At 45.5% G+C, this 24,283-nt stretch carries 16 protein-coding genes and 2 pseudogenes; 15 read left to right on the top strand and 3 right to left on the bottom strand.

Features of this window, described 5'->3' with window-relative positions:
- Positions 1 to 125: 125 nt before the first annotated feature.
- Positions 126 to 836, bottom strand: a complete 711-nt coding sequence (locus tag SPI9445_RS0100270) for a phosphoribosyltransferase (RefSeq protein ID WP_017302707.1) — start codon at positions 834 to 836, stop codon at positions 126 to 128.
- Positions 837 to 1,301: 465 nt separating this feature from the next.
- Between SPI9445_RS0100270 and SPI9445_RS0100265 the strand changes: the two genes are divergently transcribed.
- The 5 genes from SPI9445_RS0100265 to SPI9445_RS0100245 all read left to right on the top strand — a co-directional run bounded on the left by SPI9445_RS0100265 (position 1,302) and on the right by SPI9445_RS0100245 (position 5,603).
- Positions 1,302 to 2,522 (top strand): RRXRR domain-containing protein, encoded by a 1,221-nt coding sequence (locus SPI9445_RS0100265; protein ID WP_017302706.1) that lies wholly within the window; start codon positions 1,302 to 1,304, stop codon positions 2,520 to 2,522.
- Positions 2,523 to 2,568: 46 nt separating this feature from the next.
- Complete coding sequence (locus SPI9445_RS0100260) at positions 2,569 to 3,798, top strand: glycosyltransferase family 4 protein (protein ID WP_017302705.1); 1,230 nt, start codon at positions 2,569 to 2,571, stop codon at positions 3,796 to 3,798.
- A 192-nt stretch (positions 3,799 to 3,990) separates the two neighbouring features.
- Complete coding sequence (locus SPI9445_RS0100255) at positions 3,991 to 4,779, top strand: ParA family protein (RefSeq protein ID WP_017302704.1); 789 nt, start codon at positions 3,991 to 3,993, stop codon at positions 4,777 to 4,779.
- Entirely contained in the window at positions 4,772 to 5,218 is a 447-nt protein-coding gene (locus SPI9445_RS0100250) for a carboxysome distribution maintenance protein McdB (RefSeq protein WP_017302703.1), read from the top strand. Before SPI9445_RS0100255 ends, SPI9445_RS0100250 begins: the two co-directional genes overlap by 8 nt.
- Positions 5,219 to 5,312: 94 nt before the next feature.
- Positions 5,313 to 5,603: a type II toxin-antitoxin system Phd/YefM family antitoxin gene (locus SPI9445_RS0100245; RefSeq protein WP_017302702.1), complete on the top strand. Its 291-nt coding sequence runs from the start codon at positions 5,313 to 5,315 to the stop codon at positions 5,601 to 5,603.
- Between the two features lie 62 nt (positions 5,604 to 5,665).
- Here the strand turns inward: SPI9445_RS0100245 and SPI9445_RS23710 are convergent.
- A pseudogene (locus tag SPI9445_RS23710) lies at positions 5,666 to 6,067 on the bottom strand (RNA-guided endonuclease InsQ/TnpB family protein); the annotation flags it as partial.
- Between the two features lie 135 nt (positions 6,068 to 6,202).
- Between SPI9445_RS23710 and SPI9445_RS26840 the strand changes: the two are divergent.
- Positions 6,203 to 7,401, top strand: a pseudogene (locus SPI9445_RS26840) (RNA-guided endonuclease InsQ/TnpB family protein).
- Positions 7,402 to 7,742: 341 nt separating this feature from the next.
- Here the strand turns inward: SPI9445_RS26840 and psbA are convergent.
- Positions 7,743 to 8,825, bottom strand: a complete 1,083-nt coding sequence (gene psbA, locus SPI9445_RS0100230) for a photosystem II q(b) protein (protein ID WP_017302700.1) — start codon at positions 8,823 to 8,825, stop codon at positions 7,743 to 7,745.
- 296 nt (positions 8,826 to 9,121) lie between these two features.
- Between psbA and SPI9445_RS0100225 the strand changes: the two genes are divergently transcribed.
- The 9 genes from SPI9445_RS0100225 (at position 9,122) to SPI9445_RS0100180 (ending at position 24,282) form a co-directional block, all read left to right on the top strand.
- Positions 9,122 to 10,333, top strand: coding sequence for an RNA-guided endonuclease InsQ/TnpB family protein (locus SPI9445_RS0100225; RefSeq protein WP_017302699.1), 1,212 nt, complete (start codon positions 9,122 to 9,124; stop codon positions 10,331 to 10,333).
- Between the two features lie 1,060 nt (positions 10,334 to 11,393).
- Positions 11,394 to 14,900, top strand: a complete 3,507-nt coding sequence (locus SPI9445_RS0100215) for a helix-turn-helix domain-containing protein (protein WP_017302697.1) — start codon at positions 11,394 to 11,396, stop codon at positions 14,898 to 14,900.
- A 198-nt stretch (positions 14,901 to 15,098) separates the two neighbouring features.
- Entirely contained in the window at positions 15,099 to 16,283 is a 1,185-nt protein-coding gene (locus SPI9445_RS0100210; protein WP_017302696.1) for an RNA-guided endonuclease InsQ/TnpB family protein, read from the top strand.
- A gap of 509 nt (positions 16,284 to 16,792) precedes the next feature.
- Positions 16,793 to 19,075, top strand: coding sequence for a GumC family protein (locus SPI9445_RS0100205; RefSeq protein WP_017302695.1), 2,283 nt, complete (start codon positions 16,793 to 16,795; stop codon positions 19,073 to 19,075).
- A gap of 627 nt (positions 19,076 to 19,702) precedes the next feature.
- A complete protein-coding gene (locus SPI9445_RS0100200; protein WP_202803609.1) occupies positions 19,703 to 20,872 on the top strand; it encodes a WecB/TagA/CpsF family glycosyltransferase in 1,170 nt (389 codons plus the stop codon).
- Between the two features lie 39 nt (positions 20,873 to 20,911).
- Positions 20,912 to 21,586 (top strand): sugar transferase, encoded by a 675-nt coding sequence (locus SPI9445_RS0100195; RefSeq protein ID WP_017302693.1) that lies wholly within the window; start codon positions 20,912 to 20,914, stop codon positions 21,584 to 21,586.
- Positions 21,587 to 21,705: 119 nt separating this feature from the next.
- Positions 21,706 to 22,062 carry an STAS domain-containing protein gene (locus SPI9445_RS0100190; protein ID WP_033373887.1) on the top strand — a complete coding sequence of 119 codons (357 nt, stop codon included), beginning with the start codon at positions 21,706 to 21,708 and terminating at the stop codon, positions 22,060 to 22,062.
- A gap of 224 nt (positions 22,063 to 22,286) precedes the next feature.
- Positions 22,287 to 23,948, top strand: coding sequence for an ABC transporter ATP-binding protein (locus SPI9445_RS0100185; protein ID WP_237747903.1), 1,662 nt, complete (start codon positions 22,287 to 22,289; stop codon positions 23,946 to 23,948).
- Between the two features lie 4 nt (positions 23,949 to 23,952).
- On the top strand, positions 23,953 to 24,282 hold the full coding sequence (locus SPI9445_RS0100180) for a zinc ribbon domain-containing protein (RefSeq protein ID WP_017302690.1): 330 nt from the start codon (positions 23,953 to 23,955) through the stop codon (positions 24,280 to 24,282).
- Position 24,283: the final 1 nt, after the last annotated feature.

Here is a 24,283-nt window from a genome sequence, read left to right as displayed (position 1 = left end):
TCGGGAAGATAAGACTCGCTATATTTCGGTAGAGAAAGCACTTCCCATTGAATCAGGAAGCCCCATCCTCCAACGGCAGGGTGGGGTAGTTCACCTCCAAAAGCTCATTCACTCGCATGGCGATTTCAACTTTGCTCTGCCTGAGCAATTTTATCTCGGATTCGGTCAGGGGTCGGGGTTTTGAGCAAGTAACGTGCTTCAGACTCTGTAAGGCAGTCAAAGGTGAAGCCGAATCGGTTTTGCCACCATTGTTCAAGTTCGCATCCATGTTTTAACCTCAGTGCATTAAGAGTTGACTCTGTTAAAGCAAGATTTGCTGAATAGGGTTTGCCTGTTAAGACCGTTGCACCCATGACCTTTCCTGCACGCTGAATAATATGAGAGCGGAGGTTGGCGAGAGTGCCACCTTGTCCTACAAAGTCATCCACTAAAAGATAACATTGGTCTGGGATAACTGCTCCTTCAAACTTAGCTTGTCGGGCAAGCCGAGAAAAACCATCGGCACCGGTATGGGCGACAATATTGGTTTGAACGATGGCGCTATCTGCCCGCCAATGTAATTTCTGAGCTAGGCAATTGGCTAATACTTCAGGAATCGCATTCACCCCAATATTTTCAATGGCGTGGGCTGAAACTAATATCATCGGGATGCCTGCAAATGTAGATGCTAACTGTTCTACTACTTGTTCTGAAAGCATCTCATTAACCAACTGATATGCAGCATTAGGGTCTCCTGATTTAGCCGAATGGTAAGCAAAATGCTTTTTCACCGCTAATTCTGGGGCGTGAATCCATACTGATGGAAATTCATCCCAAGGAAATCGCACAACTGTCATTAGCTCAAAACCCTCTACTGAATAGCACTTAATTTCTTGACACTCCCCGCGAGTCACGCGACGGGGATTCTTGGTTCATCGACCAGACTTTACTGAGCAGGATTGCTCCAACCCAGCCAGTGTCCCAATCTCCCCAAGCGTATAACTTCCCGTGTGTCCCACGGTAGTTAGTCCAAGGCGCAGGATGGTAATGGTTTGTTCTAGCCAAAGTTGGTAGTCTGTATCGTATAAGGGGAATATTGGTTTCATGGCGGATTGGATGCGAATTGTTCTTGCATACACAGATTGTAGCCATCCCTAATTGTCAATTACCCCACCCACAAGGGGATGGGGCTTGGAATAGCTAGGTTCCAACTAAGAATTGACTAGCCCATTGAGCCGAACTCTGCTACGCACTTCCGGTTGCTTCTCTAGACCGGATTTATCTGCAAGTCTCCTAGCTAGAGACGTTGGGAAAGCCAAGCCATGTTGAGTTCGGTGGGCGAAGAGACTCAAACTCGAAAGAGGTTTATCACAATGCTACGAGTTCCAGTTCTATCACCTGACGGCAAGCCGTTAATGCCAACTAAACCAAGTCGCGCCCGTCGCTGGATTCGGGATGGATTGGCAGTGGGCAAATGGTCAGATTTGAGCGTGTTTTACGTCCAATTGACTAAGCAGCCTTCTGGGGAAGATACTCAATCTATTGCGGTTGGGGTTGACCCCGGGAAGCTGTATTCAGGTGTGGGCGTACAGTCGGCGAAAGCTACTCTGTTTTTAGCTCACCTGATTCTACCGTTTCAAACTGTCAAAGACCGGATGGAGCAACGCCGTATGATGCGACGCGGACGCAGAGGACGGAGAATTAACCGCCAGGTTGATTACTCCAAACGCGCCCATCGTCAAAAGCGATTTAACAACCGCAGACAGAACAAGTTGCCTCCCAGTATCCGGGCTAACCGACAGCTTGAATTGCGAGTAGCGACTGAGCTATGCCGTCTGTTTCCAGTCAGTAAGATTGTCTACGAATATGTGAAGGCAAATGGTTCAAAATCCTTTTCTCCTGTAATGGTGGGTCAAAAAGTGATGCTGGGATGGTTGTCAAAATTAGCCCCGGTTGAAACACAATTCGGCTACAAAACCGCCAATCTCAGAACTCAATTAGGATTAGTTAAGTCAAAGGACAAATCGGCTCAAACCCCTGAAAGCCATGCTGTTGATGGCTTGGCTTTAGCTTGCTCTGAGTTGGTCAAATACGAACAGTTTCACACGGCCAACACTCGCGGTCATACTTGGACAGGTTCAGTTGTCCTAACGCCATCCGTTTTCAGGGTGATTCGTAGACCTCCAATTTCTCGCAGGCAACTGCATTTGATGGTTCCAGCCCAAGGTGGTATACGCCGTAAATACGGCGGAACTACAACACGCCATGGAGTCAGAAAAGGTGATGTTGTTAAAGCTGAAATGGCAGGTCGAGTTTATGTTGGTTGGGTAAGTGGCGACACTCAAAAAAAGGTTTCTGTCAGCGATGCGAACTGGAAGCGAATTGGTCAGTTTACTGCGTCCAAAGTTCAGCTTTTAGCTAGAGCTAACGGACTGGTGGTGAGCCGACAACCTATTGTTGGCTTTGGGGACATCGTTCACACAGCAAACACTTTTGTCCCTCCGCACCCACAAGGGGATGCGGTTTCTTGGAGGTTTTTATGAAGCTCTCCCACCTTACGCGAGGTGGCGGTATCTCGGAGGTTTTTTGATGAAAATTTTAATGCTCAGTACCTCTGATTTAGAAGGGGGGGCGGCAAGGGCTACCTATCGCTTGCATCGGGGTTTCCATCAGATCGGTCAGGAGTCTCAAATGCTCGTCCGGGCTAAGTTGAGTCGAGATCCGACGGTGAAAGCAGAACGTCATCTCTTAACAAAACTGGGGCCTCCCCTCAATAGTGTTCCTTTGCGTTCCTACCCCCAACGGCCGGGTCTATTATTCTCCCCCCAATGGTTTCCCGATGCGATCGCCTCTACTGTTGCCCAGCTTAACCCAGATTTAATTCATCTGCACTGGGTTTGTAATGGTTTTCTGCGCATTGAAACTTTAGCTCAGTTCAAAAAACCCCTATTTTGGACATTCCATGATATGTGGCCCTTCACCGGGGGCTGTCATTATAGTGAGGATTGCGATCGCTATACTCAACAATGCGGTCACTGTCCTCAACTCCAGAGTCAACGGGAACGGGATCTTTCCCGTCGCATCTGGCAACGGAAGGCAAACGCTTGGCGAGGGCTTAACTTAACACTGATTGCCTCCAGCACTTGGATGGCGGACTGCATTAAAGCCAGTTCTCTATTATCTCATTATCCCCTGCATATCATCCCCTGTGGTTTAGATTTAACGGTCTATCGCCCCATTGACCGTAATACTGCCCGTTCTTTGCTCAATCTACCCTTAGATCGGTCTTTGGTTTTATTTGGTGCGATCGCCGCCACCTCAGATCCACGCAAAGGATTTGACCTCCTCCTCGCCGCCCTCCAACACCTCACCACCCAAAAGCCTCAACTCCCCCTAGATTCCCTTGAACTCCTGATTTTTGGGTCTGAATCCTCAGACCTCACCATCCCCTTTAAAGCCCACTATCTTGGGACATTGAGTGATGATCTCACCCTCGCCCTCATCTACTCCGCCGCCGACGTGATGGTAGTCCCCTCCCGTCAGGAAGCCTTTGGACAAACCGCCTCTGAAGCGTTAGCCTGTGGGACTCCCGTTGTAGCCTTTAACGCTACCGGGTTAAAAGATATTGTAGATCACCAGCAAAATGGTTATTTAGCCACCCCCTACGCCGTCGAAGACCTCGCCCAAGGCATTGCTTGGGTTTTAGCCGATGGGGAACGTTATGCTCAACTCTCCCACCACGCCCGCCAGAAAGCTGAACAAAGCTTTGAGATTAAACAACTCGCTTCCCGTTATCGGACATTATTTGAGCAAAAATAGCGACACCTTCCCCGACAGGAAAATGCGCTAACCCATACAGCGCAAGACTTTTAGCCGCATCTCTCCTTTAGCCAATTTATACAAATCATAAAATTAGCTTTTTAGCTTTTTAGCCTTTACTAAATTAGTAAATTAACCTAAGACGCTTTTTAGCTATAATAGATTTTATCTTTCCACCAAAAGCCTTAAATGATGCTAACCCTTGCGGTCGCCTCCCTTTCAGGAGGACAAGGTAAAACCACAGCCACTCTGTTTTTAGGGCGTAAACTCGCCCAACTGGGCTATCCCACCTTACTGATTGATGCTGACCCCCAACACAACCTAACCACCTACTTAGGTCTAGAACTCAAACCCAACGAGCCAATGTTGTTAGAGTTCATCAAACAATCCGTCGAATTACAAGAAGCCATCTACCCTGTCACCGGAGAAGACAACCTGTTTCTCATCCCCGCCGATGACCAACTCGATGGAGTCGTGGACTATTTAGCCAGTAGTGGAGTAGGAGCCACCCTACTCAAACACCGTCTAGAACCCCTGACCTCCACCTTTAAAGTCTGTGTTATTGATTCTCCTCCCCAGCGTTCCCAAATTTGTCTAACCGTCCTCGGTGCCGCCAATAGTTTAATCATTCCCGCCGAAGCTTCCCTCAAAGGCTATGGTTCCCTAGTGCGGACATTAGACCTTTTAAAGTCCATGCAGAATGTACGAGCCACCCAAGCCCAAGTCCTAGGCGTTATACCCTTCCGAGATCGTTGGATTGGCAACAATCAAAGCACCGAAAGCCGTCTGGCCGTGGAAGCCATGACCGAAGAAGTCGGCAAAAACCTGATGTTGCCCTCCATTCGGGAATCTGAACGCTATAAACAGGCCATTAATCGCCGCCAAACCTTAACCGACCTCGGCTATAGCGACCTTGAATATCCCTTTAGTCTCTTAATTGAAAGCCTTGTCCAACAGCTAGGAGAACCCAGCCATGTCTGATAATCTACTGAACGAACTCCGCCAAAAACGTCAACGAACCATTGTTCCCCAACGGGAAGATACCCTCATTCAAGACACCGCCCCTCCCCCCACAAATGCCCCCATCTCTCCCCCTCCTTCCCAGACACTTGGCGAACAGAACACTTTGCGAACCGAGAACACCTTAGCCGAACTCCAAGCCAAATTAGCCCGATTCCCCAAGATGCGGCGACGTTCTGCCGTTGTTTTAGAAGACCCCATCGACCAAGCACTGACTCATTTTTGTAAAGACTCCAAAATTACCCTAGAAGTATTCATTGAGGCCGCGTGGCAGGTGGCAGCCGAAAACCCCTCACTGCTGAACGCCATTTTGGTTGAAGCTCAACAACGATATCGTTCACGGAAAGAGGCAGGTCAACTACGACGTTTAATGACGATGCTTATCAAAGAATCAACGTGAACTACCCCACCCCGCAGCGGTGCGTTTGTCGTCCGGATTGATCAAACCATGGGCGTTATGCTAACATCAAATTAACATTGAATTTAGTGCAATCATGCTTAACCTCAGCCGCGACATTCAATCACTCTCTAACTTCAAACGCAACACCAGCCAATTCACAGAACAGATGAAAGCAACCGGCCAACCCATTATTCTCACCGTTAATGGCAACGCTGAATTAGTCATTCAAACCGCCGAAACCTATCAAAAACTCTTGGATAAAATTGAATATCTAGAAACCCTTGCCGGGATTAAATCCGGTCTTGCCGATATTGAGGCTGGACACACAAGATATTTGAGTGAATTCCAAAATGCTATGGCAGAAAAACATGGTATTTCAGGTTAGATTAGCTCGTACTGCTGAACAAGACATTGAAACCCATTACGAATGGCTAAAACAGCGCAATCCTCAACAAGCTGATGGTTGACTAAGTTCTTGACTCTTAAATATTCGTAGGCTATCACATCGTTAGAGTGAACTACGCACCTTGCTAACTTCACAGCAAAGTCTTTACGTTGCCTACTTATTTTAAGATGAGCCTTCGCTAATCTTGCTCGTGCTTTTTGACGATTTCTACTCCCTTTTTTCTTTTTAGATAATCGTCTTTGAAGTCGTTTCAATCGTTTCTCTGACTTGCTCAAGAATTTAGGATTTTCAACTTTATTACCCTCATGGTCTGTATAGAAAGAAGCTAAACCTACATCTAAGCCGATACACTTACCTGATGGTTTAACCTCTTCTTTAACCTCACAAGAAAGCACAAACTGACAATAATAACCGTCAGCCCGTCTAACCAGCCTCACTCTTTTAAAAAGATTGCCGGGAACTCCCCATCCCCTCGTGGGTGGGGATGAAAGGCCAGTCAATCAAGCGGTTCAATGCCGCGCAGATTGACAATAATCTATCGGTCTTGCCATTAATCCTTTTTGTGTTAAACTTGGAAAATGAGAAATGTTGTTAAGGTCAGAATCTATCCAACCACTGAGCAGCAAGTAGCCTTGTCAAAGGCGTTTGGCTGTGCTAGGTGGTGGTGGAACTACGCTCTAAACCTGAACAATGAAACCTACAAAGCAACCGGGAAGGGACTGTCAAGACAGGGGTATAACGACCGCTTACCAGCACTCAAAAAGGAGTTTCCTTGGTTGGCCCAATGTTATTCCCAAGTTCTCCAGTCTGTATCCCTGAATCTTTCTCGGGCGTTTATCAGCTTCTTTGAGGGAAGAGCTCAATATCCCAACTTCAAGAGCAAGCATGGTAAGCAGTCAATTCAGTATCCGCAGCACGTCAAGTTGTTGGATAAAGCGATTAAATTGCCTAAAATCGGTGATGTCAAAGCAAAATTTCATCGTGTTTTCGATGGTAAGCTGAAGACCGTTACCGTCAGCATGAGTAGGACGGGCAAATACTCCGCCTCTTTGCTTTTTGACGATGGACTACCTAAACCTGAAATAAGCAGCCAAGGTAAAGCGGTTGGGATTGACCTAGGGTTAGCCCATTTTGCCATTACGTCTGATGGTTCTAAATTTGATAATCCCAAACCGCTCAAGAAGAGAGAGAAAAACCCTGAAACGCAGCAGCAAAAGTTATCTCGTAAACAGAAGGGTTCAAAGCGTCGGGCTAAAGCAAGACGTATTGTAGCGCGAGTGCATGAGCGGATTGCTAACACTCGCAAAGACTTCCAGCACAAACTCTCCCGCAAATTGGTGAACGAAAATCAAGTCATCGTTGTGGAAGACCTGTCAGTCAAAAACATGGTGAAAACCACAATCTAGCCAAAGCGATTTCAGATTGTGGATGGTCAGAATTCACCAGACAGTTAAAGTACAAGGCTGAAAAAGACGGGAAAACCTATCTAGAAATTGGTCGGTTTTTCCCGTCCAGTAAGACTTGTCATGTATGCCTCAATCAGATTGATAGTCTGCCTCTTGATGTTCGTAGTTGGGAATGCCCCAATTGCAAAACCCAACATGACAGAGACGTAAATGCAGCTATCAATATTCGAGATGAAGGCTTACGAATATTATCGTTGGGAACCAGCGATACTGCCCAAGGAGGCAATGTAAGACCAAAGCGGGGGCGTAAGTCATCCGTAGAGGCGGTTGCTGTTGAGTTGGGAAGCCCCGTCCCCTTGTGGGCGGGGTAGTTCACTGTCAGAAAGAAATTAACATCACGGCGATTAAAACCGCTCGTGTCGCATTTCATCCCCCACTTAAAAGATGGAGGCTTTCATGCTCCCGCTATTTTCCCGTAAGAATTTTATCTAAGGATTCGCTGTCGCTCAGTTTATTACTGGGTTGCTATCCCTCCCCTCCCTGCAAGCTAGGAAGGGGAATTCCGCAACATTTTTGTTAACTTTGTACTGTTGAATGCTCCACCACCTGCATTCCGTGATTTGTTCCACACGGAAAAACGCCCCCCAACTTGGGAGGCGTTTAGACCCAATTCTCAATTTTTGATTAGCTTAGACCTGTTAGGCCAGTGAACCTACCCGTTGATTTGGGGAGCCGTTAAAGCTACAGGAGCCGCTTCACCACTTGCTAAGTCTAAGGGGAAGTTGTGAGCGTTGCGCTCGTGCATTACTTCAAACCCTAAGTTAGCGCGGTTCAGGATGTCAGCCCAAGTGTTGATGACGCGACCTTGGCTGTCTAAGATGGATTGGTTGAAGTTGAAACCGTTCAGGTTGAACGCCATGGTGCTTACACCCAAAGCGGTGAACCAGATCCCAACCACCGGCCAAGCTGCTAAGAAGAAGTGCAGGGCGCGGGAGTTGTTGAAAGAAGCGTATTGGAAGATTAAGCGACCGAAGTAGCCGTGAGCCGCTACGATGTTGTAGGTTTCTTCTTCTTGACCGAATTTGTAACCGTAGTTCTGAGATTCGGTTTCGGTGGTTTCACGCACTAAGGAAGAAGTCACCAGAGAACCGTGCATAGCGCTGAATAACGCACCGCCGAACACCCCGGCAACACCCAACATATGGAAGGGGTGCATCAGGATATTGTGTTCAGCTTGGAACACTAACATGAAGTTGAAAGTCCCACTGATTCCTAAAGGCATCCCATCGGAGAAAGAACCTTGACCCATGGGGTAGATCAGGAATACAGCAGTGGCGGCGGATACGGGGGCAGAGTAAGCCACGCAGATCCAAGGGCGCATCCCTAAGCGGTAGCTGAGTTCCCACTGACGACCGAGGTAGCAGAACACACCGATCAGGAAATGGAAGATCACTAACTGGTAGGGGCCACCATTGTACAGCCACTCATCAAGGGAAGCGGCTTCCCAGATGGGGTAGAAGTGTAAACCAATGGCGTTGGAGGAAGGCACAACAGCACCAGAGATGATGTTATTGCCGTAGAGTAAAGAACCTGCAACGGGTTCACGAATCCCATCGATGTCCACGGGGGGAGCAGCGATGAAGGCGATGATGAAGCAGGTGGTGGCGGTTAAGAGGGTAGGGATCATGAGAACACCGAACCAACCGATATAAAGACGGTTATTGGTGCTAGTGACCCACTGACAGAACCGCTCCCAAACGTTGGCGCTCTCGCGCTGTTGAATGGTCGTTGTCATGGTTTGAATAATTGCGATTAGGTGGATAATATGTTTATATCTTGCCTGCTTTGTTACAATTTGTAAAGTTCCTTAACATATTTATTAATTATGTAATTCATAATTTTTACTTATAAATAGCCAAGTGAACTACCCCACCCTGCCGTTGGCGAAGTTGTGGAAGTTTTAGGTTAACTGCCCCACTCCACTTGCGGGATGGGGCTTGTAAATAAAAAAATGGGGCTTGTAAATAAAAAAAAAGTTGTTATTTGATCCATTTTACTTTACAATCAAACTCGTTGACTCTAATCAGGCTCATGAGACAAGTTGTTAAAGTTAGGCTCTATCCAACTAGCGAACAAAAGCTGAAGCTGACAAAAGCTTTCGGCTCTGTTCGCTGGCTTTGGAATTATTGCCTTGCTCTGACCAACGAAACCTACAAGGCAACCGGGAAAGGTGTTTCCGGTATGGAGTTAAAGAAACAGTTACCTCTCCTCAAACAACAGGAAGAGACAGCTTGGTTGTCAGAAACCTACTCTCAATGTCTACAACAGTCGGTTTTAAATCTATCCCAAGCCTTCGTTAATTTCTTTGAGGGTCAGGCCAAATATCCTCGTTTTAAGTCTAAACAGGGTAAACAGTCGCTCCAGTACCCACAGAATGTTAAAGTATTGGAGAACGGCTTGCAATTCCCTAAACTGGGGGCTATCAAAGCGAATCTGCATCGCCTCTGTGACGGACAAGTTAAGACGGTTACATTGTCAAGAACCCAGACTGGAAAGTATTTTGCTTCCATCTTATTTGAGACAAACGAACCGGAATTAACAGCCAAGACCGAGGGGAAGGCAGTAGGGGTTGACCTAGGACTTAAACACTTCGCTGTCACCAGTGATGGGCAAAAAATTGCTAGTCCTAAACACTTCCGCAAACACGAGCGGAATTTAAGGCGCAAGCAACAGAAACTATCTCGCAAGCAAAAGGGGTCTAATTCCCGTAATAAAGCCAGACGGTTAGTTGCTAGAGCCTATGAAAAAGTCTCCAACGCTAGACAGGACTTCTTACACAAGCTGTCTAGAAAAATTGTGAACGAGAACCAAGTCATAATCGTTGAGGATTTAAGCGTCAAGGGAATGATGTCTAACCAGAATCTAGCTAAATCCATAGCTGACTCGGATTGGGGAATGTTCCAAAACTTCTTGGCGTATAAAGCGAGTAGAGACGGAAAGACCTATTTGGAGCTCAGTAGGTGGTTCCCATCTGCCAAAACCTGTAATCACTGCCTGAATATAGTCGATAGTCTGCCTCTGGATACTCGAAGTTGGGAATGTCCTAAGTGCCATACCCATCACAATAGAGATCTAAACGCGGCAATTAACATTCGGAACGAAGGGTTACGGGTACTCGCCTCTGGAACGGGGGCAACTGCCGATGGAGGGAGTGTCAGACGCAATAGGGGGCGCAAGTCTTCTACTGTGCAACTGCCTACGAAGTCGGAAACCCACGCTGTACCCACGGTCAGCACTGGGTAGTTCACTAAACTTAACGAAAATGTTGGTTGCGAAATTTCCGTTCCTCGCTAGGAGAGGGAGGGGATAGACAGTACAAACACACGGAGGGACAGCAAATTCTCCAGAAAATCTGTTATCTTGATCGTCGGAAGAAGACCCTCGATTTTATCGACGGGATGAATTACGACATTTTACAACAGCATACCCCGAATTGTAAAATAAGGATACCAGCCAAAAGTTGGCAGACCGTTTGATGAGAGAAAAGAGTGCGATTGTACTGAAAAATCTCAATGTACTGAAAAATCTCAATGTTGTCGGGATAATGAAGAAGCGCTGTCTAGCCAGAGCGATTAGTCAGGCGGGCTGGGGAGATATCGGAACGGTGTGCTTTGCAACGGATAGGGACGTTGCTGCGGCGATGATAGTTGAGCAGCGTGGACTTGCAGCCCTTCCTAGGTCACGCTTCGCGAACGGACTAGGGGTCAAACTGCCTGAGTCGGAAGAGGTTATCGGGGATGTCCCTAAAAAGACATTTAGAGCCTCCCGTAGAAACAGGAAAGCCTCATAGTAATATGGGGAAGCCCGCACCATACCCCTAGGGTCAGTGTCGGGAGAATGTCAACCATTACACAAAAAAAAAGGAGTTTGGATCAACGTGTCTTAAGAAAGAAATACAGAAATAAAGGAAATCCAAGGTGTCTAGTAAAAAAATCTAGAAAACTTAGGAAACCCAGTAAGTCCAGAAGTCTTGATAAATCCAGAAGTCTTGATAAATCCAGAAGTCTTGACAAGTCCAGAAGTCGTGACAAGTCCAGAAGTCGTGATAAATCATCAGAAGTCTCTTGATAAATCAGAAGTTGATGATAAATCAACAACTATTGTCTACAAGAGCAACGGTGACACGAAGAACCAAAACCCAAACAAACAAAGAAAGAAATCTATGTTATTAGGATAACAAGGTTTTGGTCACTTTAGGCGATTTCATCAAGAAATTCCTTCAATCTAAGATTTATCAAGACTTCTGGCTCACGGGTACTATTTCTTAAGACGGCTGGTCTGGACTCCTCAAAAAGAGGAAACCATGAACAACCACCAACACGCTACCAAACGCCATCCCTGCCCCCACTGCGGTCATGATTCGGGTTGCAAGACCTTTTTTGACGGAGCCGAGCAAATCCAGAAAGTCTGGTGTTTGCGAGTTCTCGGGGACTATGAGGTGGCTTCAGGATGGAAACGAGTGGGCTGGCTACAGCAAGATATGGGCGCGGTCTTAATTCCTGAAGAACACTACACGACTCGAAAACGGGTTCAGACGTTTAGTGTGCCGTCTCATCTACCAATTCTCTCGACCGAACAACGGGATCAGGAATATCGCCACATTATCCGGCAACTTGATTTCTCCTTTAAACACCACCAAAACCTACAGCGACGGGGTTTGAGCGATACTGAGATCAATGTCGCGTTTCGGGAGAATTGGATTACCAGTTGGGAACAGGGAAAATCCGTCGTCGCCTCTCCAGCGTTGGCGGGGGTCAATCCTAAAACCCATTGTTTAACTGGAACCAGGGGTTTGGCGATCGCCGCCATGAATCCCCAAAACGAAATCACAGGCTTCCAACTCGCCCCAGACCAACGGACAAAAGCTAAATACCTCTGGCTCTCCAGTAAATCCCAAGGCGGGAATTCACCCCATCTCCCCACTGGCAAACTCCCCCTCTTCTACTGGCAATGCCCCCAAGACCTCCGAGAGACTCAGGACTACGCCTTACCCCCCTACGACAAGGTACAAATCATTTACCTCATAGAAGGGGCCTTAAAATCCCTCATTGCCGCCTTCATGATTTGGCGCACCAACCCTAACGCCATCATCATCGGCACCGCCACCGCCGCCCGCTTCGACCGCCACACCCTGAAAGCCTATCTGGGACTCCATGAGCACCCCCTCCACTCCCCCATTCAAATCCGTCTCCTCCCCGATGCCGGCTCCCTTCCCAATCGCCACATCTACCAAGCCAACTGCCAAACCTTAAAGCATATAATGTCATGGAATCTTGATATTAAGGTCGGCAATTGGGGTCAGTGGTTCGACAAATCCGAACCTGATTTTGATGAACTCCTCCTAAAGAGTCCATCTGTTCTAAATCCTTGGGAAAGTGACTTAGAAGAACAGATTTACTGGGCAGATCCCCAAGACTATATCAAACGGAAGTCAAGACTGGTAACACCTCAAGCTTGGTTAAACCGTTTGAAAAACGTGCCTTTGGTGGACTGGATGAAAACTCAACTAGCCAGCATAGGATTAGTTGAATCCCAGCCAAAACAGCCGACTCTTGAGTATCGTCCGGGCATGGTTTTTCCGCCCCCCACACCCGGTCAAAGATCTCCCAAAATTATCTTTAAGCCCGGACAACGCCTTCAGGTTTTCCAAACCCTACAAGCCCAAGGCTGGCAATTCATTCATGATTGTTCCGCCCCCGGTTTAGGTAAGTCCCATACTTTTGGACTGTTGGAGTCATCCGGGCCTATCGTCTATATCAATATCCATCACCGTAATCCCTCCACCCTTCCCATTGAGCAGAACTTCACCGACTTACCCGCTCGCCATGAGGGTTTAGCGATTATCCCTGACCACTACACTCCTTCGGGTCAACCCCAATTGTGTCGTGCTAAGGGAAAAGAGGGGGAAATTATTGGAGAGCGTAGCAATTGTTACTATTCTTCTTGGTTTACTCTTCTTCATCAAAAGAGTTATAGCGATGTTGGAAGAGAAATCTGTGGTCGTTGTGATTACAGTGGCAGTTGTTGGGCGGGGAAAGGTCAATATAACTATCTCGGCCAGTTGAGTGAAGTCTTACAGTCGAGTCGGATTCGTTGTCATCTTGACAGCTTGCCTGACACCAAGCTTTTCAATTATTCTCAAGCTATTGGGATTGTGGAGGAAGCCGCTTTGTGTTTACAAGCAACTAGAAAACAAAAGGTTAAACTTGAGGATTTAAATACTCTGTGGAACGAACTTGAACAACAACTTCCCCAGATTTATAGTCAACTCCAACCTTTAAAAACCAGTTTATGGCAGATTTTAATGGGTTGGGTTCGCTCTCAATCACGCTGGGGATTTAATGACCAAGAATTAAGGGACATTTTGCCCACTCCTCCTGAGAATATTGCGGAAATCTGTCAAACACTCCAGAGATTTAATTTTCCTTGGCAAAAAGTGATACAAGAACCTGACTCGGTTCCCATCTTACCAGACTATCCTGGAGGGACATCACTCGCTAATGATATTTTCCGCCATGAAGCCAAGGAGAAAACGGTTCATAAATTAGGGAAACTTCCCCCGGATATTCTGTTGGATCTAGTCCGGATTTGGGGTCACTTACAACCGGGCAGCTTACGGGTGAGGGGGGAAAAGTTAATCCTAACCACTTTAGAAGAACGTCACCCTGATGTTTTGAAGAACTTTAAAACCCTTGTTTTGTTAGATGCGACGGCGGGGCAGGAAGATTTAGCGCGTAAGTTACAGGTTGAAGCCAGCCAAATTATTCAAATTCAAGAAGAGTCTCCGGTGTCGGACAACTTAACGGTGGTCAATGTGCAGATGGAGGGGATGAAGTCGAGTAAGTATTCTAGCCGTTGTATGGAATATCAACAGATACTTACGAAAGCGATTCTCCAACGACATGGCTATAACACTGAGGGGATTGAGTTTTCCTCTCCGACAGAAGACCTGATTACCGCCCAACCCTCCTTACGTCAACGGGGGATTAATGCGGTCATCATTGGCAAAAAGAGTTGTCGGTATCTACCCATTGATGGCCACTGGCATCACCATAACCGTTCAAGTAATGAGTTTAAGGGGATTCCCCTACTCATTACCTTGGGAACTCCTAATCCTAATGTGGGATCTATCGAGGATGAGTATTTGACCCTCACAGGCTCTTTAGAGGGTTTTCAGGACTACTACCGACAAAAGGTTCAAGCGGAAATCCGCCAATTGGTGGGACGACAACGAGCGCATCTCTACCCTGGCCAGTCCTTCTACATTTATATGATTGGTACGAACTTAGATTTATCGTTTCTAAGGGCTGAAGGGATTAAAGTGATGAATTGTAATAGTTTTGAGGTGACTCCTGAAGTGGGGACTCAACGACAACTGGAAAAATGGAAACTGTTGCAGGTGGTTGAACAGTTCATTCGGACAGGTCAGAAAGTAACCCAGAAGGAGTTGGCTGAGTTGATAGGCAAGAGTCAAACCACAATCTCTCAATTGGGCTGGAAGTCGTTCTATGCCAAGCTATTGACTCTACTCCGCGATCCTAGTACCCCTGCCAATATTCTACAAGAACACACGAAAGCCTTACAGGATAAGGTTTTACGGGAATGGTTGGAACTTGAACCCCTTGATATGATCTCTCAATCTCTGGATATGATTGAGAAAAGTGGTCCAAAGGGCTTTCTGGTGCTGCTTACCTGTTTTGATCTTGTCACTCAATTGAAAACTCTTGGTACAATTGCACCGCTATTTTTCCCAATGACGGAAGTTCAGGATTGTATTGAGACAATTTTGAGGTCTTTAAATACAAGTTAGTGTCATTTGGTGAGTTCCATTTGATAACTTTTTTAGTCTTGAGAGGGGAAATTTCTGACCTCTCACAGATTCTTATTATCTTGATCGTCGGAAGAAGACCCTCGATTTTATCGACGGGATGAATGACGACATATTACAACAGCATACCCCAAATTGTAAAATCCTGCTATAATCTTGCCAACAATGAGCAAGAATTGAGTGCTTAACCTTACTTACAACTATAAGATAATTCCAACCAAAGAGCAGACAGAGAAGATCGAATTAAATTTAACTGTCTGCCAATCTGTTTGGAACTATGCTTTGGTTCAAAGAAAGCTTTGGTATAACAGTCGTAGTTGTCAGGTCAACGCTTGCTCTATTCGTTCAGAATATATTGTTGCTCCCTTTGAATATCCTAACTACCCTACTCAATCTGCCAATTTAACCCAAGCTAAAAAGACTAACGATTTCCTTAAGTCTGGTAATGCCCAAGCGATGCAGCAAACATTGCGGAAATTAGAGCGGGCGTTTAACGACATGAAAAGCAAGGGACTAGGTTTTCCTCGCTTCAAAAGGAACATGAAGTCTTTTAATTTAGTTAGTAGCAGAATTGAAGTCAATGGTAACAAGCTAAAGATGCCTCTATTGGGGGAAGTTAAGTTTGTCAAGTCACGGGATATTCCAGAGGGTTTTAAGATCAAACAAGTTCAAGTAATCAAGAAAGCATCGGGTTACTATGTCAACTTAGCAATTGAGCTTGATGTTAATATCCCAACCCCAATACCTCATGGTCACGCTTTGGGGATTGATGTTGGGATTCAAAGTATGCTGGCAACTTCCGATGGTTTGACTCTTCCTAGGCCGAAGTTTTTAGATAAAGCACGGCGTAAGATTAAATTACTACAAAGAAGGCTTAAAAATAAAGACAAAGGGTCCAATAAATGGCAGAAACTACAGCATCGGATCGCTCTATTATATGAAGCTGTAGCCAACAGAAGAAAGGATTACCACTTCAAGTTAGCCCATCAACTCTGTGATGGAGTCGGGATGGTATTTGTTGAAGATATTAACTTCACAGCTTGGAGTAGAGGACTATTCTGTAAGCAGTCTCTAGATATGGGTTTAGGTCAATTCTTTACTATTTTGGAATATGTTTGTTCTCAAACGGATACATATTTTGCCAAGGTAAATCCAGACTATACCTCTCAAGTTTGTCCTGAATGTGGAACCCATACAGGGAAGAAAGAACTCTCTCAAAGGGTTCACTCTTGCTCTGAATGTGGCTACACCGTGGATCGGGATGTTGCTGCTTCAATAATAGTAAAACAGCGTGGATTAACTGCGGTCGGTGCGCCCGTGGTCAAACAGCCCAGTAATGGCGTTCTGTCGGGGACTTCGGTCTAGATAAGAGTCTATATGGGAATCCCTCGCTTTCAGCGATGGGAGGTTCAATTGACATACTGCCGATGCTCACCACTTAAGTGGTGGGTTGCGAGTTTTTCTTTGGGAGTCTTGATGCTATTTTCTGGATTAACCTCTACTTTGGAGTTAGCTCATCATCTTTGTGACCAAGCCAATATCATTTTTGCTGAAGATTTGAATCTAAAAGCTATGTGATCGGGGATGTCCCTAAAAAGACATCTAGAGCCTCCCGTAGAAGCAGGAAAGCCTCATAGTGATATGGGGAAGCCCGCACCGTACCCGTAGGGTCGGTGTCGGGAGGAGGTTACAAGACTAATCACAGAAGCCGAAAACCTATAATTGTAGGGAGGTTCTATAAGCGTGGTTCTGTCTTTCTCGTATCTTGTTCTTCAACCTCCAACTCTAAGTTAATCATGCAGACTGGAAATTCTTCTCCATCTTCCTCCCGTGTTCAACTCTCTGTCCCTTATCCAACTGATGATGAGGGTGGAATGCAGTTAGGGCAGCTGGTGGGTGCTTTACGTCGTCAGGTGCTGCTGATTATTGGCTTAACTGTTGTGATGGGCAGTTTGGGTTATTTAAGAGCAAAAAATCAACCGACGGTTTATCAAGCGAATTTTGAACTTCTCACCCAACCTGTTACCTTGGAAACCAAGATTATTTCCTCGCTTAGTCCTGAAGCGTTAAGTAGTCGTGAGGAAATTGTAGCGGTTCAGGTAGATGATGTTCGGCTGAAACTCTTGCGGAGTCCAGATTTATTGGGACCTATTGCGGAAGAACTATCTTTGAAGTATCCCGGTTTTCATTATGGTATTTTGAATGCTGGATTGGTTATTCGTAATGATGTGAAGGATGTTTTAAGTGTTGGTTATACCAGTTCTAATCCTCAGTTGGTTGAGGATGTTTTACAACGAGTGTCGGAAGCGTATCTTCAGCATAGTTTAGATGAACGTCAAAGTGATATTCGTCAAGGGATTCAGTTTGTTGAAGACCAACTGCCTCATTTGCGTCAACGAGTGGATTCTCAACAGGAACGTTTACAAAAGATTCGTCAAAGTAATAATTTAGTGAACCCGGAAATGACGGGACAACAGCTTTCTACTCAAATTAGTGCGGTTGAACAACAGCAGTTGACGACTCAGGTACAATTGGATGAATTACGGGCTTTATATGAAGATTTAGTGAATGAGTTGACGACGAAATCCCCTGAACAGGCGGCGGCTTCTGTTTTGAGGGATAATCCCCGTTATCAGGGTTTATTAGCCCAACTGCAACAGATTGATACTGATATGGCTCAACAGTCGGTTTTATATCTGGAGAATAGCCCTGAAATGCGTCTTTTACAGCAACAACGGGCGAGTTTAATTCCTTTGCTCTATCGAGAGGCGGAGCGGGTGCAGTCGGAGATGTTGGCGTTAATTCGGGAGTTGGAAAAACGGAATAATGCTCTTACTCTGTCGGCGAATCGCTTGGCTGAACAAATTAAGCGGTTATCGGTTATTACTCGTGAATATACGGATATTCAACGGGAGTTACAGATTGCCACGGATAATTTGAATCAGTTTCTCTCGAAGCGAGAAGCCTTGCGTATTGATGCCGCTCAACGGGAAAAACCTTGGCGACTCCTTTCTCCGGCTGGGGAGCCTAAACCCTCTCGCTCTAGTGGTAAGAAAAATGGGGCTTTAGGGGCAATTGTGGGTTTAATGCTCGGTTGTGGTTTGGCCTTGGGGTTTGATAAGTTAAATGATACTCTATATAGTTATCAAGAGATTAAAAAGACAAGCAAACTACCTCTTTTGGGTGTGATTCCTTGGCAGAAGGAGATTAATCTTGCTCCGGCTGAGGGGAGTTTTACTCCGACTCGTTCTCTTGGGATGAGTCTGGAAGGGGGGTTAGAGGAGTCGGTGTCTTTGGTTCAGCAGTTCCGGGAGGCGTGGATTTGGCTACAGGGGGTTTTGCCGCCGATTCCTTTTGTCTCGCGTCCCTCCCAAGGGGCTGGGGTGGGGTCTAATCGCCGTTATGAGGCTTTGATGTTGGCGGAGGCGTTTCGTTCGCTCTGTACGAATATTCGTCTGCTTTCGCCGGATCATTGGTTAAGGTCTTTGGTGATTACTTCTTCTGAACCGGGGGAGGGTAAATCGACGGTGGCGGTTCATTTGGCGATCGCAGCGGCCGCTATGGATCAACGGGTCTTATTGGTGGATACTGATTTACGCCGTCCTCGGGTTCATACCCATTTAGGATTGATCAATGCTTATGGCTTAACCAACGTCTTGGCGGGGGAATTGGAGGTAAACGCCGCCATTCAGCGATCACCCCTCGAAGAAAACCTTTCCATTTTAACCACAGGGTCTATGCCCCCCGACCCCATTCGGTTAATCGCCTCCCAAAAAATGGAAGACCTCATGCACCAACTCTCCGAAGCCTTTGATTTAGTCATTTACGACGCTCCCCCCGTCCTCGGTTTAGCCGATAGTCATCTAGTCGCCACCCACACCGACGGCGTAATTCTCGTTGCAGGTCTAGGTCAGATAAAACGTTCCATCCTAGAGCAAGCCCTCTACGACCTACGAGTTTCTGGTAATCCCTTGCTCGGTGTCATTGCCAATCGCTCCAAAACTTTACCGAGTCGCGCTCCCAGTGATTATGCTCATTACCTGCCCAGGGAGTCTGACCCTGCCGTTGTTCCTGTCAAAACCTTTGATCCTGCCCCCTCTCCCTTCCCAACAGGACGCTTGGCCAACGACACTAAATTTCGGAAAAATCTCCGGTGACATCCTTCCGACACTGACATTTGTACAGTGCGGGGCTTCCCGACGATGAGCTAAATCTGAGTATTTTCTCGCAGTCATGAACTTTTGTTAAGATTATCCCCCCGAATTGTTAAATTTTCCTGAAACTTTTAAGCAGATAAATTAAAGCTGACCTAAAGTCCAGTTCCCCTTCCTTAAAGAACTGATAACTTTTTGACCCAAAATATAAAGATTCTGTAAAACTAGCGGCTGAGTCAGGCTATAACGTAAAGATTCTGTAAAGCTACCCTCTGATTTCCCCAAGAATCTAAAGATTCTCTTCACTTGACCTCTTCTGGCTTCTCCGTAAAAACAACTAGATTACCTTGACCTTTCGCTCAACTTTCAGTATAACAGCGTAAGTAAGGCTTCTTATTTTCTACGTTGGATGAAAAGCTTCTACAGGGTATGTACTGGCATCTGTCAACAGAAGATTTTTTCCAGCTTCCGACAATCTCAAGCACCTCCTAACGGAATGCTTGGCTGGCGACGGGTCTTCATTAAGTGAATCATCTTTAAAGATGACGGGGTTTAATTATGGCACAATCAATCAGTGAAACTGTCCCCCGATCTCGATTGGGTGACTTTCCTGCAATTCCTTCCAAACGGTTGATCAGTTCTTCTGTTACCGCTTTACGTCTAGAAGAACAAGTTCAAACCATGGTCGCTTGGGCGCAGCAACACCAGAGTAAATCCGTCTGTGTTGCCAATGTTCATATGCTCATGGAAGCCCATTGGCATCCTGACTTTGCCCAAATTCTCAACGCTTCGGATCTCGTGACTCCCGATGGAATGCCCCTCGTTTGGATGTTACGTCTGCTGGGGGCAAGCTTTCAAGACCGAGTAGCTGGGATGGACATTCTGCTCAAATCCTGTACACTGGCCCAATATTGTGGTGTCAGTGTTTATTTTGTGGGGTCACATTCTGAAGTTCTAGCCCAGATGAGGCAGAAGCTAGAACAACAATTTCCCCAGCTAACCATTGCCGGGATGGAACCCTTACCCTTCCGTGCATTAACTCCTACCGAAGATACCGCCTTAATTAAAAAAATTAATCAAAGTGGTGCTGGTCTAGTTTTTGTCTCCTTGGGATGCCCTAAACAAGAACGTTGGATTGCACAACATAAAGGGAAAATTCAAGCGGTTATGGTAGGTTTAGGTGGCGTTTTCCCCGTTTATGCGGGTTTGCTTAAACACGCTCCCGAACAAATACGCCAAATGGGTTTAGAATGGCTCTATCGCTTAGTTCAAGAACCTCAACGCCTCTGGAAGCGCTACGCACAAACCATTCCGCCCTTTCTTTGGTTAGCTACCAAGCAATTGTACTTAGAAACTCGTCCGGTTGCTGAACCCTTCCCTTTGCCAACCGTCGATTCCTTGCTGTTCCAAACTTCTATCCCCATTGGTCAGCTACTCTATCAAGCGGGTTTATTATCCGAAGATCAAATTAACCGAATTTGTCATTTACAAGCTCAATCTCGTCATCTCCGTTTTGGAGAATTGTTGGTACAGCAGGGATGGTTACGACCGGAAACTGTAGACTTTTTTGTTGAACAGTTACCTAAAGTCGTAGTTGCTCCTTGTAAACAGCCTTTAGGGTATTACTTAAAATCGGCTGCTTTATTAGATAGTGAACAGATAAAAGTCATCTTACAGGAACAATCCCACCGGGGTGAGCGTTTTGGGGAAATGGCCGTCCAGAAAGGTTGGCTCAAACCTGAAACCCTAGATTTTTTCCTCGATTATCTTGTTCCCGAATCTATCCCTGTCACCGTTTAATCTCGTCCAACTTTTTCCTTCATTCGGAGTGCAGCCCTTATGAACTTGTCTAATTCAGCCTTATTTCAAGACATCAACCAAGGGATTTATTTCCCCGGTGCGACTTTTCACCCTTCAACTAACTCTCTCTTTAAGCGTTTCTTAGATATTTTGGGCAGTTTGGTAGGTTTGGTTATTTTAGCGGTGATTTTTATACCCATTGCCCTGGCTATCCAAATTGATTCCCCCGGTCCCGTGCTTTACAGTCAGAAGCGTTACGGACTCCATGGTAAACCCTTTACTATTTGGAAATTCCGGTCAATGGTTGTAGACGCAGATCGTCTCAAAGAACAAGTTAATAATCAAGCGCAAGGTCTGATTTTTAAGAATGACGCAGATCCCCGAATTACCCGTGTGGGTCGTCTTTTGCGTGCTTCTAGTTTGGATGAATTTCCCCAATTCTGGAATGTTTTACGGGGAGATATGAGCTTAGTGGGAACTCGTCCCCCAACGGAAGATGAAGTCTCTCGTTATAGCACTCATCACTGGCAACGGCTGAATGTAAAACCAGGTTTGACTGGGGAATGGCAAGTGAATGGACGTTCAAGTATTAAAGACTTTGAGGAAGTGGTAGCTTTAGATTTGCGCTATCAAAATGCTTGGTATCCCTTCTATGACCTGATTATTATTGCCAAAACCGTTCATGTAGTTTTTGCTCGTATTGGCGCTTGCTAGAGGTTTAGAATTTTTCTGTTGTTCTAGATATGGGCTCTTTGTGATGTGTAACCTGTGATTGAACAGGTTTCCTCAACATTTTTCCCGTTAAATCATTTAGAGAAGGGATTAATTAAACAATGATTAGGCAAATGCTTCCTTATGATTCACAATTAACGGTTGTACAACTCAAAGGCTCCCTGAATTCTAACCATGCTTTTGAAGTGCAACGTCAACTGTTAGACCATACTATGGTTGGTTCTAATACTTCAGTTCTCCTACTAGACTTTTCTGACATTCAATCGTTAGACCGGGATGGACTGATGGTTTTAGTCTCTATTGTCAAGTTTGCTAAGGGATTAGGACAGCGTTTAATCTGTTGTTCGGTTTCCGCTTCTATTCGTATGATTTTTGAACTCACTCAATTAGATCGAGTTTTGGAAACCTATGAGACTGGGAGTGAGTTTCTCGTGAACTACCCGATGCGGACTGCCTAAGTGTTGAGGTCGGGGACTTGTCTCTGATTTGATATGATGACGGGGTGTATCCTCTATAATTCCGTTTCCTCATGTTCAATTATCTAAATAAAGTTTTCTATATTATTCCATCGCGTAAAACTCGATTAATTTGGATTTTTTTCCTGTTTCTTTTTCTTTCTTGTCTTGAGGTTTTTGGTCTAGGTTTAATCGCTCCTTTTCTCAGTTTAGCCACTGAACCAGACTTGATTGATACGAATGAGATTGCTCAACAACTTTATCAGTCGTTTTCTTTTCAATCTAAGGGCTTATTTGTTGCTACTATTGGCTTTATTATTATTGGCGTTTTTATTGTTAAGTCGGTTTTAGCTTGGCGAATTCGGGTTTATATTCTCAAGTTTGGTTTTTGGGTACGAGGAGAACTTTGTCGTAAGTTAATTTCCCAGTATTTAGCCGCTCCCTATTATTTTCATTTGACCCGCAATAGTGCAGAGTTAATTCAACAAATTACGGAATATACGCGCTTTTTTGCCATCGATATTGTTATTGAGTTACTCAATACTTCTTCGAGTTTAATGATTGCAGTCGCTATTATAATTTTATTGTGTTTTAATAGTTTGTTAACGGTTGTAGCAATTCTTTTAATTTGTTTGCCTTTAGTTATTTTATTAATTTTTGTCCGCCAAAAAATTCGTTATTGGGGTAAAAAAGCCACTCGTTCTAATGAACAAATGGTACGAGTTATTAATCATAGTTTGGGGGGGATTAAGGAGTCTAAGGTGATTGGTTGCTCGAACTATTTTGAGCAACAAATTTCTGAGGAAGCGGATATCTATGAGCGGGCCTCTAGTTGGGTTTTTAGTGTGATTCTTTTGCCTCGATTGATTATGGAAACGGTTTTGGTTATTTTGTTGATTGGGGCAACGTCTGTTGTTTTAATTATTTATCAAGATATTACAGATTTAATTGCGGTTTTAGGAGTTTTTGCCTTAGCGTCTCTTCGTCTTGTTCCTTCTCTGACTCAAGTGACTTCGGGCTTATATAAGTTACGCAGTCAAAGTTATACGTTGGAGCGCCTTTATGGGGATTTGAAGCAGTTGGAAACCTTAAATACTGTTTCTGAGGACACCCCGGTTGTTTTAGCCTCGGCTCGTTCTCTTGGGGGGAATTCCTTGAATTCTTCTCCTCCAGTTTTGAGTTTTAAGAACTTGATTGTTTTGGATCGGGTTTCTTATGCTTATCCGAATTCGGCAGGTTTGGCTTTAGATGAGGTTTCTTTGTCCATTGAACGGGGAGAGTCTATTGCTTTAATTGGGAAGTCTGGGGCGGGTAAAACAACGCTGGTGGATGTGATTTTAGGGTTGTTAATTCCTAGCTCAGGGGATATTACAGTAGATGGTCAATCGATTTATCCACGTTTGCGGGACTGGCAGAATTTAATTGGTTATATTCCTCAATCTATTTTTTTAATGGATGATACGATTGAGAAAAATATTGCTTTTGGGGTGAGGGAAGATGATATTGACTCGGAACGTTTAAAACGGGCGATTTATTCGGCTCAATTGGGGGAGTTGATGGCGGATTTACCGGATGGGGTAAAGACAATGGTGGGGGAACGGGGGGTGCGTTTGTCGGGGGGACAACGGCAACGGATTGGCATTGCCCGGGCGTTATATCATGAGCGTGATATTTTGGTTTTGGATGAGGCGACGGCGGCCTTGGATAATGAGACGGAGGGGTTGGTTACGGAGTCGATTCGCTCTCTAAGTGGCAGTAAGACGATGATTATTATTGCTCACCGTTTGACGACGGTGGAACATTGCGATCGCGTTTATGTGATGGATAAGGGTCGTATTCTCAAGGTGGGGAGTTATCAGGAGATTGTGGTGGAGGGGGATTTGCTTTAACACAATGCTGAAATACAAAGCCGAGTGGGAAGGCAAAACCTATATTGAAGTTGACCGCTATTTTGCGTCTTCAAAAACCTGTCACGTTTGCCTTAATCGAGTAGATAGTTTAGCGTTAGAGATTCGGCAATGGGAATGTCAAAATTGTGGCACTCACCACGACCGTGATATTAATGCAGCGCAAAACATTAAAAATGAAGCCTTGCGGATATTGTCGTTGGGAACCAGCGATACGGCCTGGGGAGGGAACGTAAGACAACCTGGCAAGATTTCGGTTTTGCTAGATGCTGTTCCCATTGAATCAGGAAGCCCCATCCGCGGCAGGGTGGGGTAGT

Source organism: Spirulina subsalsa PCC 9445, assembly GCF_000314005.1.
Taxonomy (GTDB): domain Bacteria; phylum Cyanobacteriota; class Cyanobacteriia; order Cyanobacteriales; family Spirulinaceae; genus Spirulina_A; species Spirulina_A subsalsa.
The sequence above is the reverse complement of the archived record's forward strand: the minus strand, read 5'-3'. Positions and strand labels throughout refer to the sequence as shown.

What these genes read in the sequence shown, in the direction of transcription:
- SPI9445_RS0100255 (WP_017302704.1), top strand. Translation starts at nt 3,991, where the DNA reads ATGCTAACCCTTGCGGTCGCCTCCCTTTCAGGAGGACAAGGTAAAACC.
- SPI9445_RS0100250 (WP_017302703.1), top strand. Translation starts at nt 4,772, where the DNA reads ATGTCTGATAATCTACTGAACGAACTCCGCCAAAAACGTCAACGAACC.
- SPI9445_RS0100190 (WP_033373887.1), top strand. Translation starts at nt 21,706, where the DNA reads ATGATTAGGCAAATGCTTCCTTATGATTCACAATTAACGGTTGTACAA.
- SPI9445_RS0100260 (WP_017302705.1), top strand. Translation starts at nt 2,569, where the DNA reads ATGAAAATTTTAATGCTCAGTACCTCTGATTTAGAAGGGGGGGCGGCA.
- SPI9445_RS0100195 (WP_017302693.1), top strand. Translation starts at nt 20,912, where the DNA reads ATGAACTTGTCTAATTCAGCCTTATTTCAAGACATCAACCAAGGGATT.
- SPI9445_RS0100270 (WP_017302707.1), bottom strand. Translation starts at nt 836, where the DNA reads ATGACAGTTGTGCGATTTCCTTGGGATGAATTTCCATCAGTATGGATT.
- SPI9445_RS0100245 (WP_017302702.1), top strand. Translation starts at nt 5,313, where the DNA reads ATGCTTAACCTCAGCCGCGACATTCAATCACTCTCTAACTTCAAACGC.
- SPI9445_RS0100265 (WP_017302706.1), top strand. Translation starts at nt 1,302, where the DNA reads ATGTTGAGTTCGGTGGGCGAAGAGACTCAAACTCGAAAGAGGTTTATC.
- SPI9445_RS0100180 (WP_017302690.1), top strand. Translation starts at nt 23,953, where the DNA reads ATGCTGAAATACAAAGCCGAGTGGGAAGGCAAAACCTATATTGAAGTT.
- SPI9445_RS0100205 (WP_017302695.1), top strand. Translation starts at nt 16,793, where the DNA reads ATGCAGTTAGGGCAGCTGGTGGGTGCTTTACGTCGTCAGGTGCTGCTG.
- SPI9445_RS0100225 (WP_017302699.1), top strand. Translation starts at nt 9,122, where the DNA reads ATGAGACAAGTTGTTAAAGTTAGGCTCTATCCAACTAGCGAACAAAAG.
- SPI9445_RS0100215 (WP_017302697.1), top strand. Translation starts at nt 11,394, where the DNA reads ATGAACAACCACCAACACGCTACCAAACGCCATCCCTGCCCCCACTGC.
- psbA (WP_017302700.1), bottom strand. Translation starts at nt 8,825, where the DNA reads ATGACAACGACCATTCAACAGCGCGAGAGCGCCAACGTTTGGGAGCGG.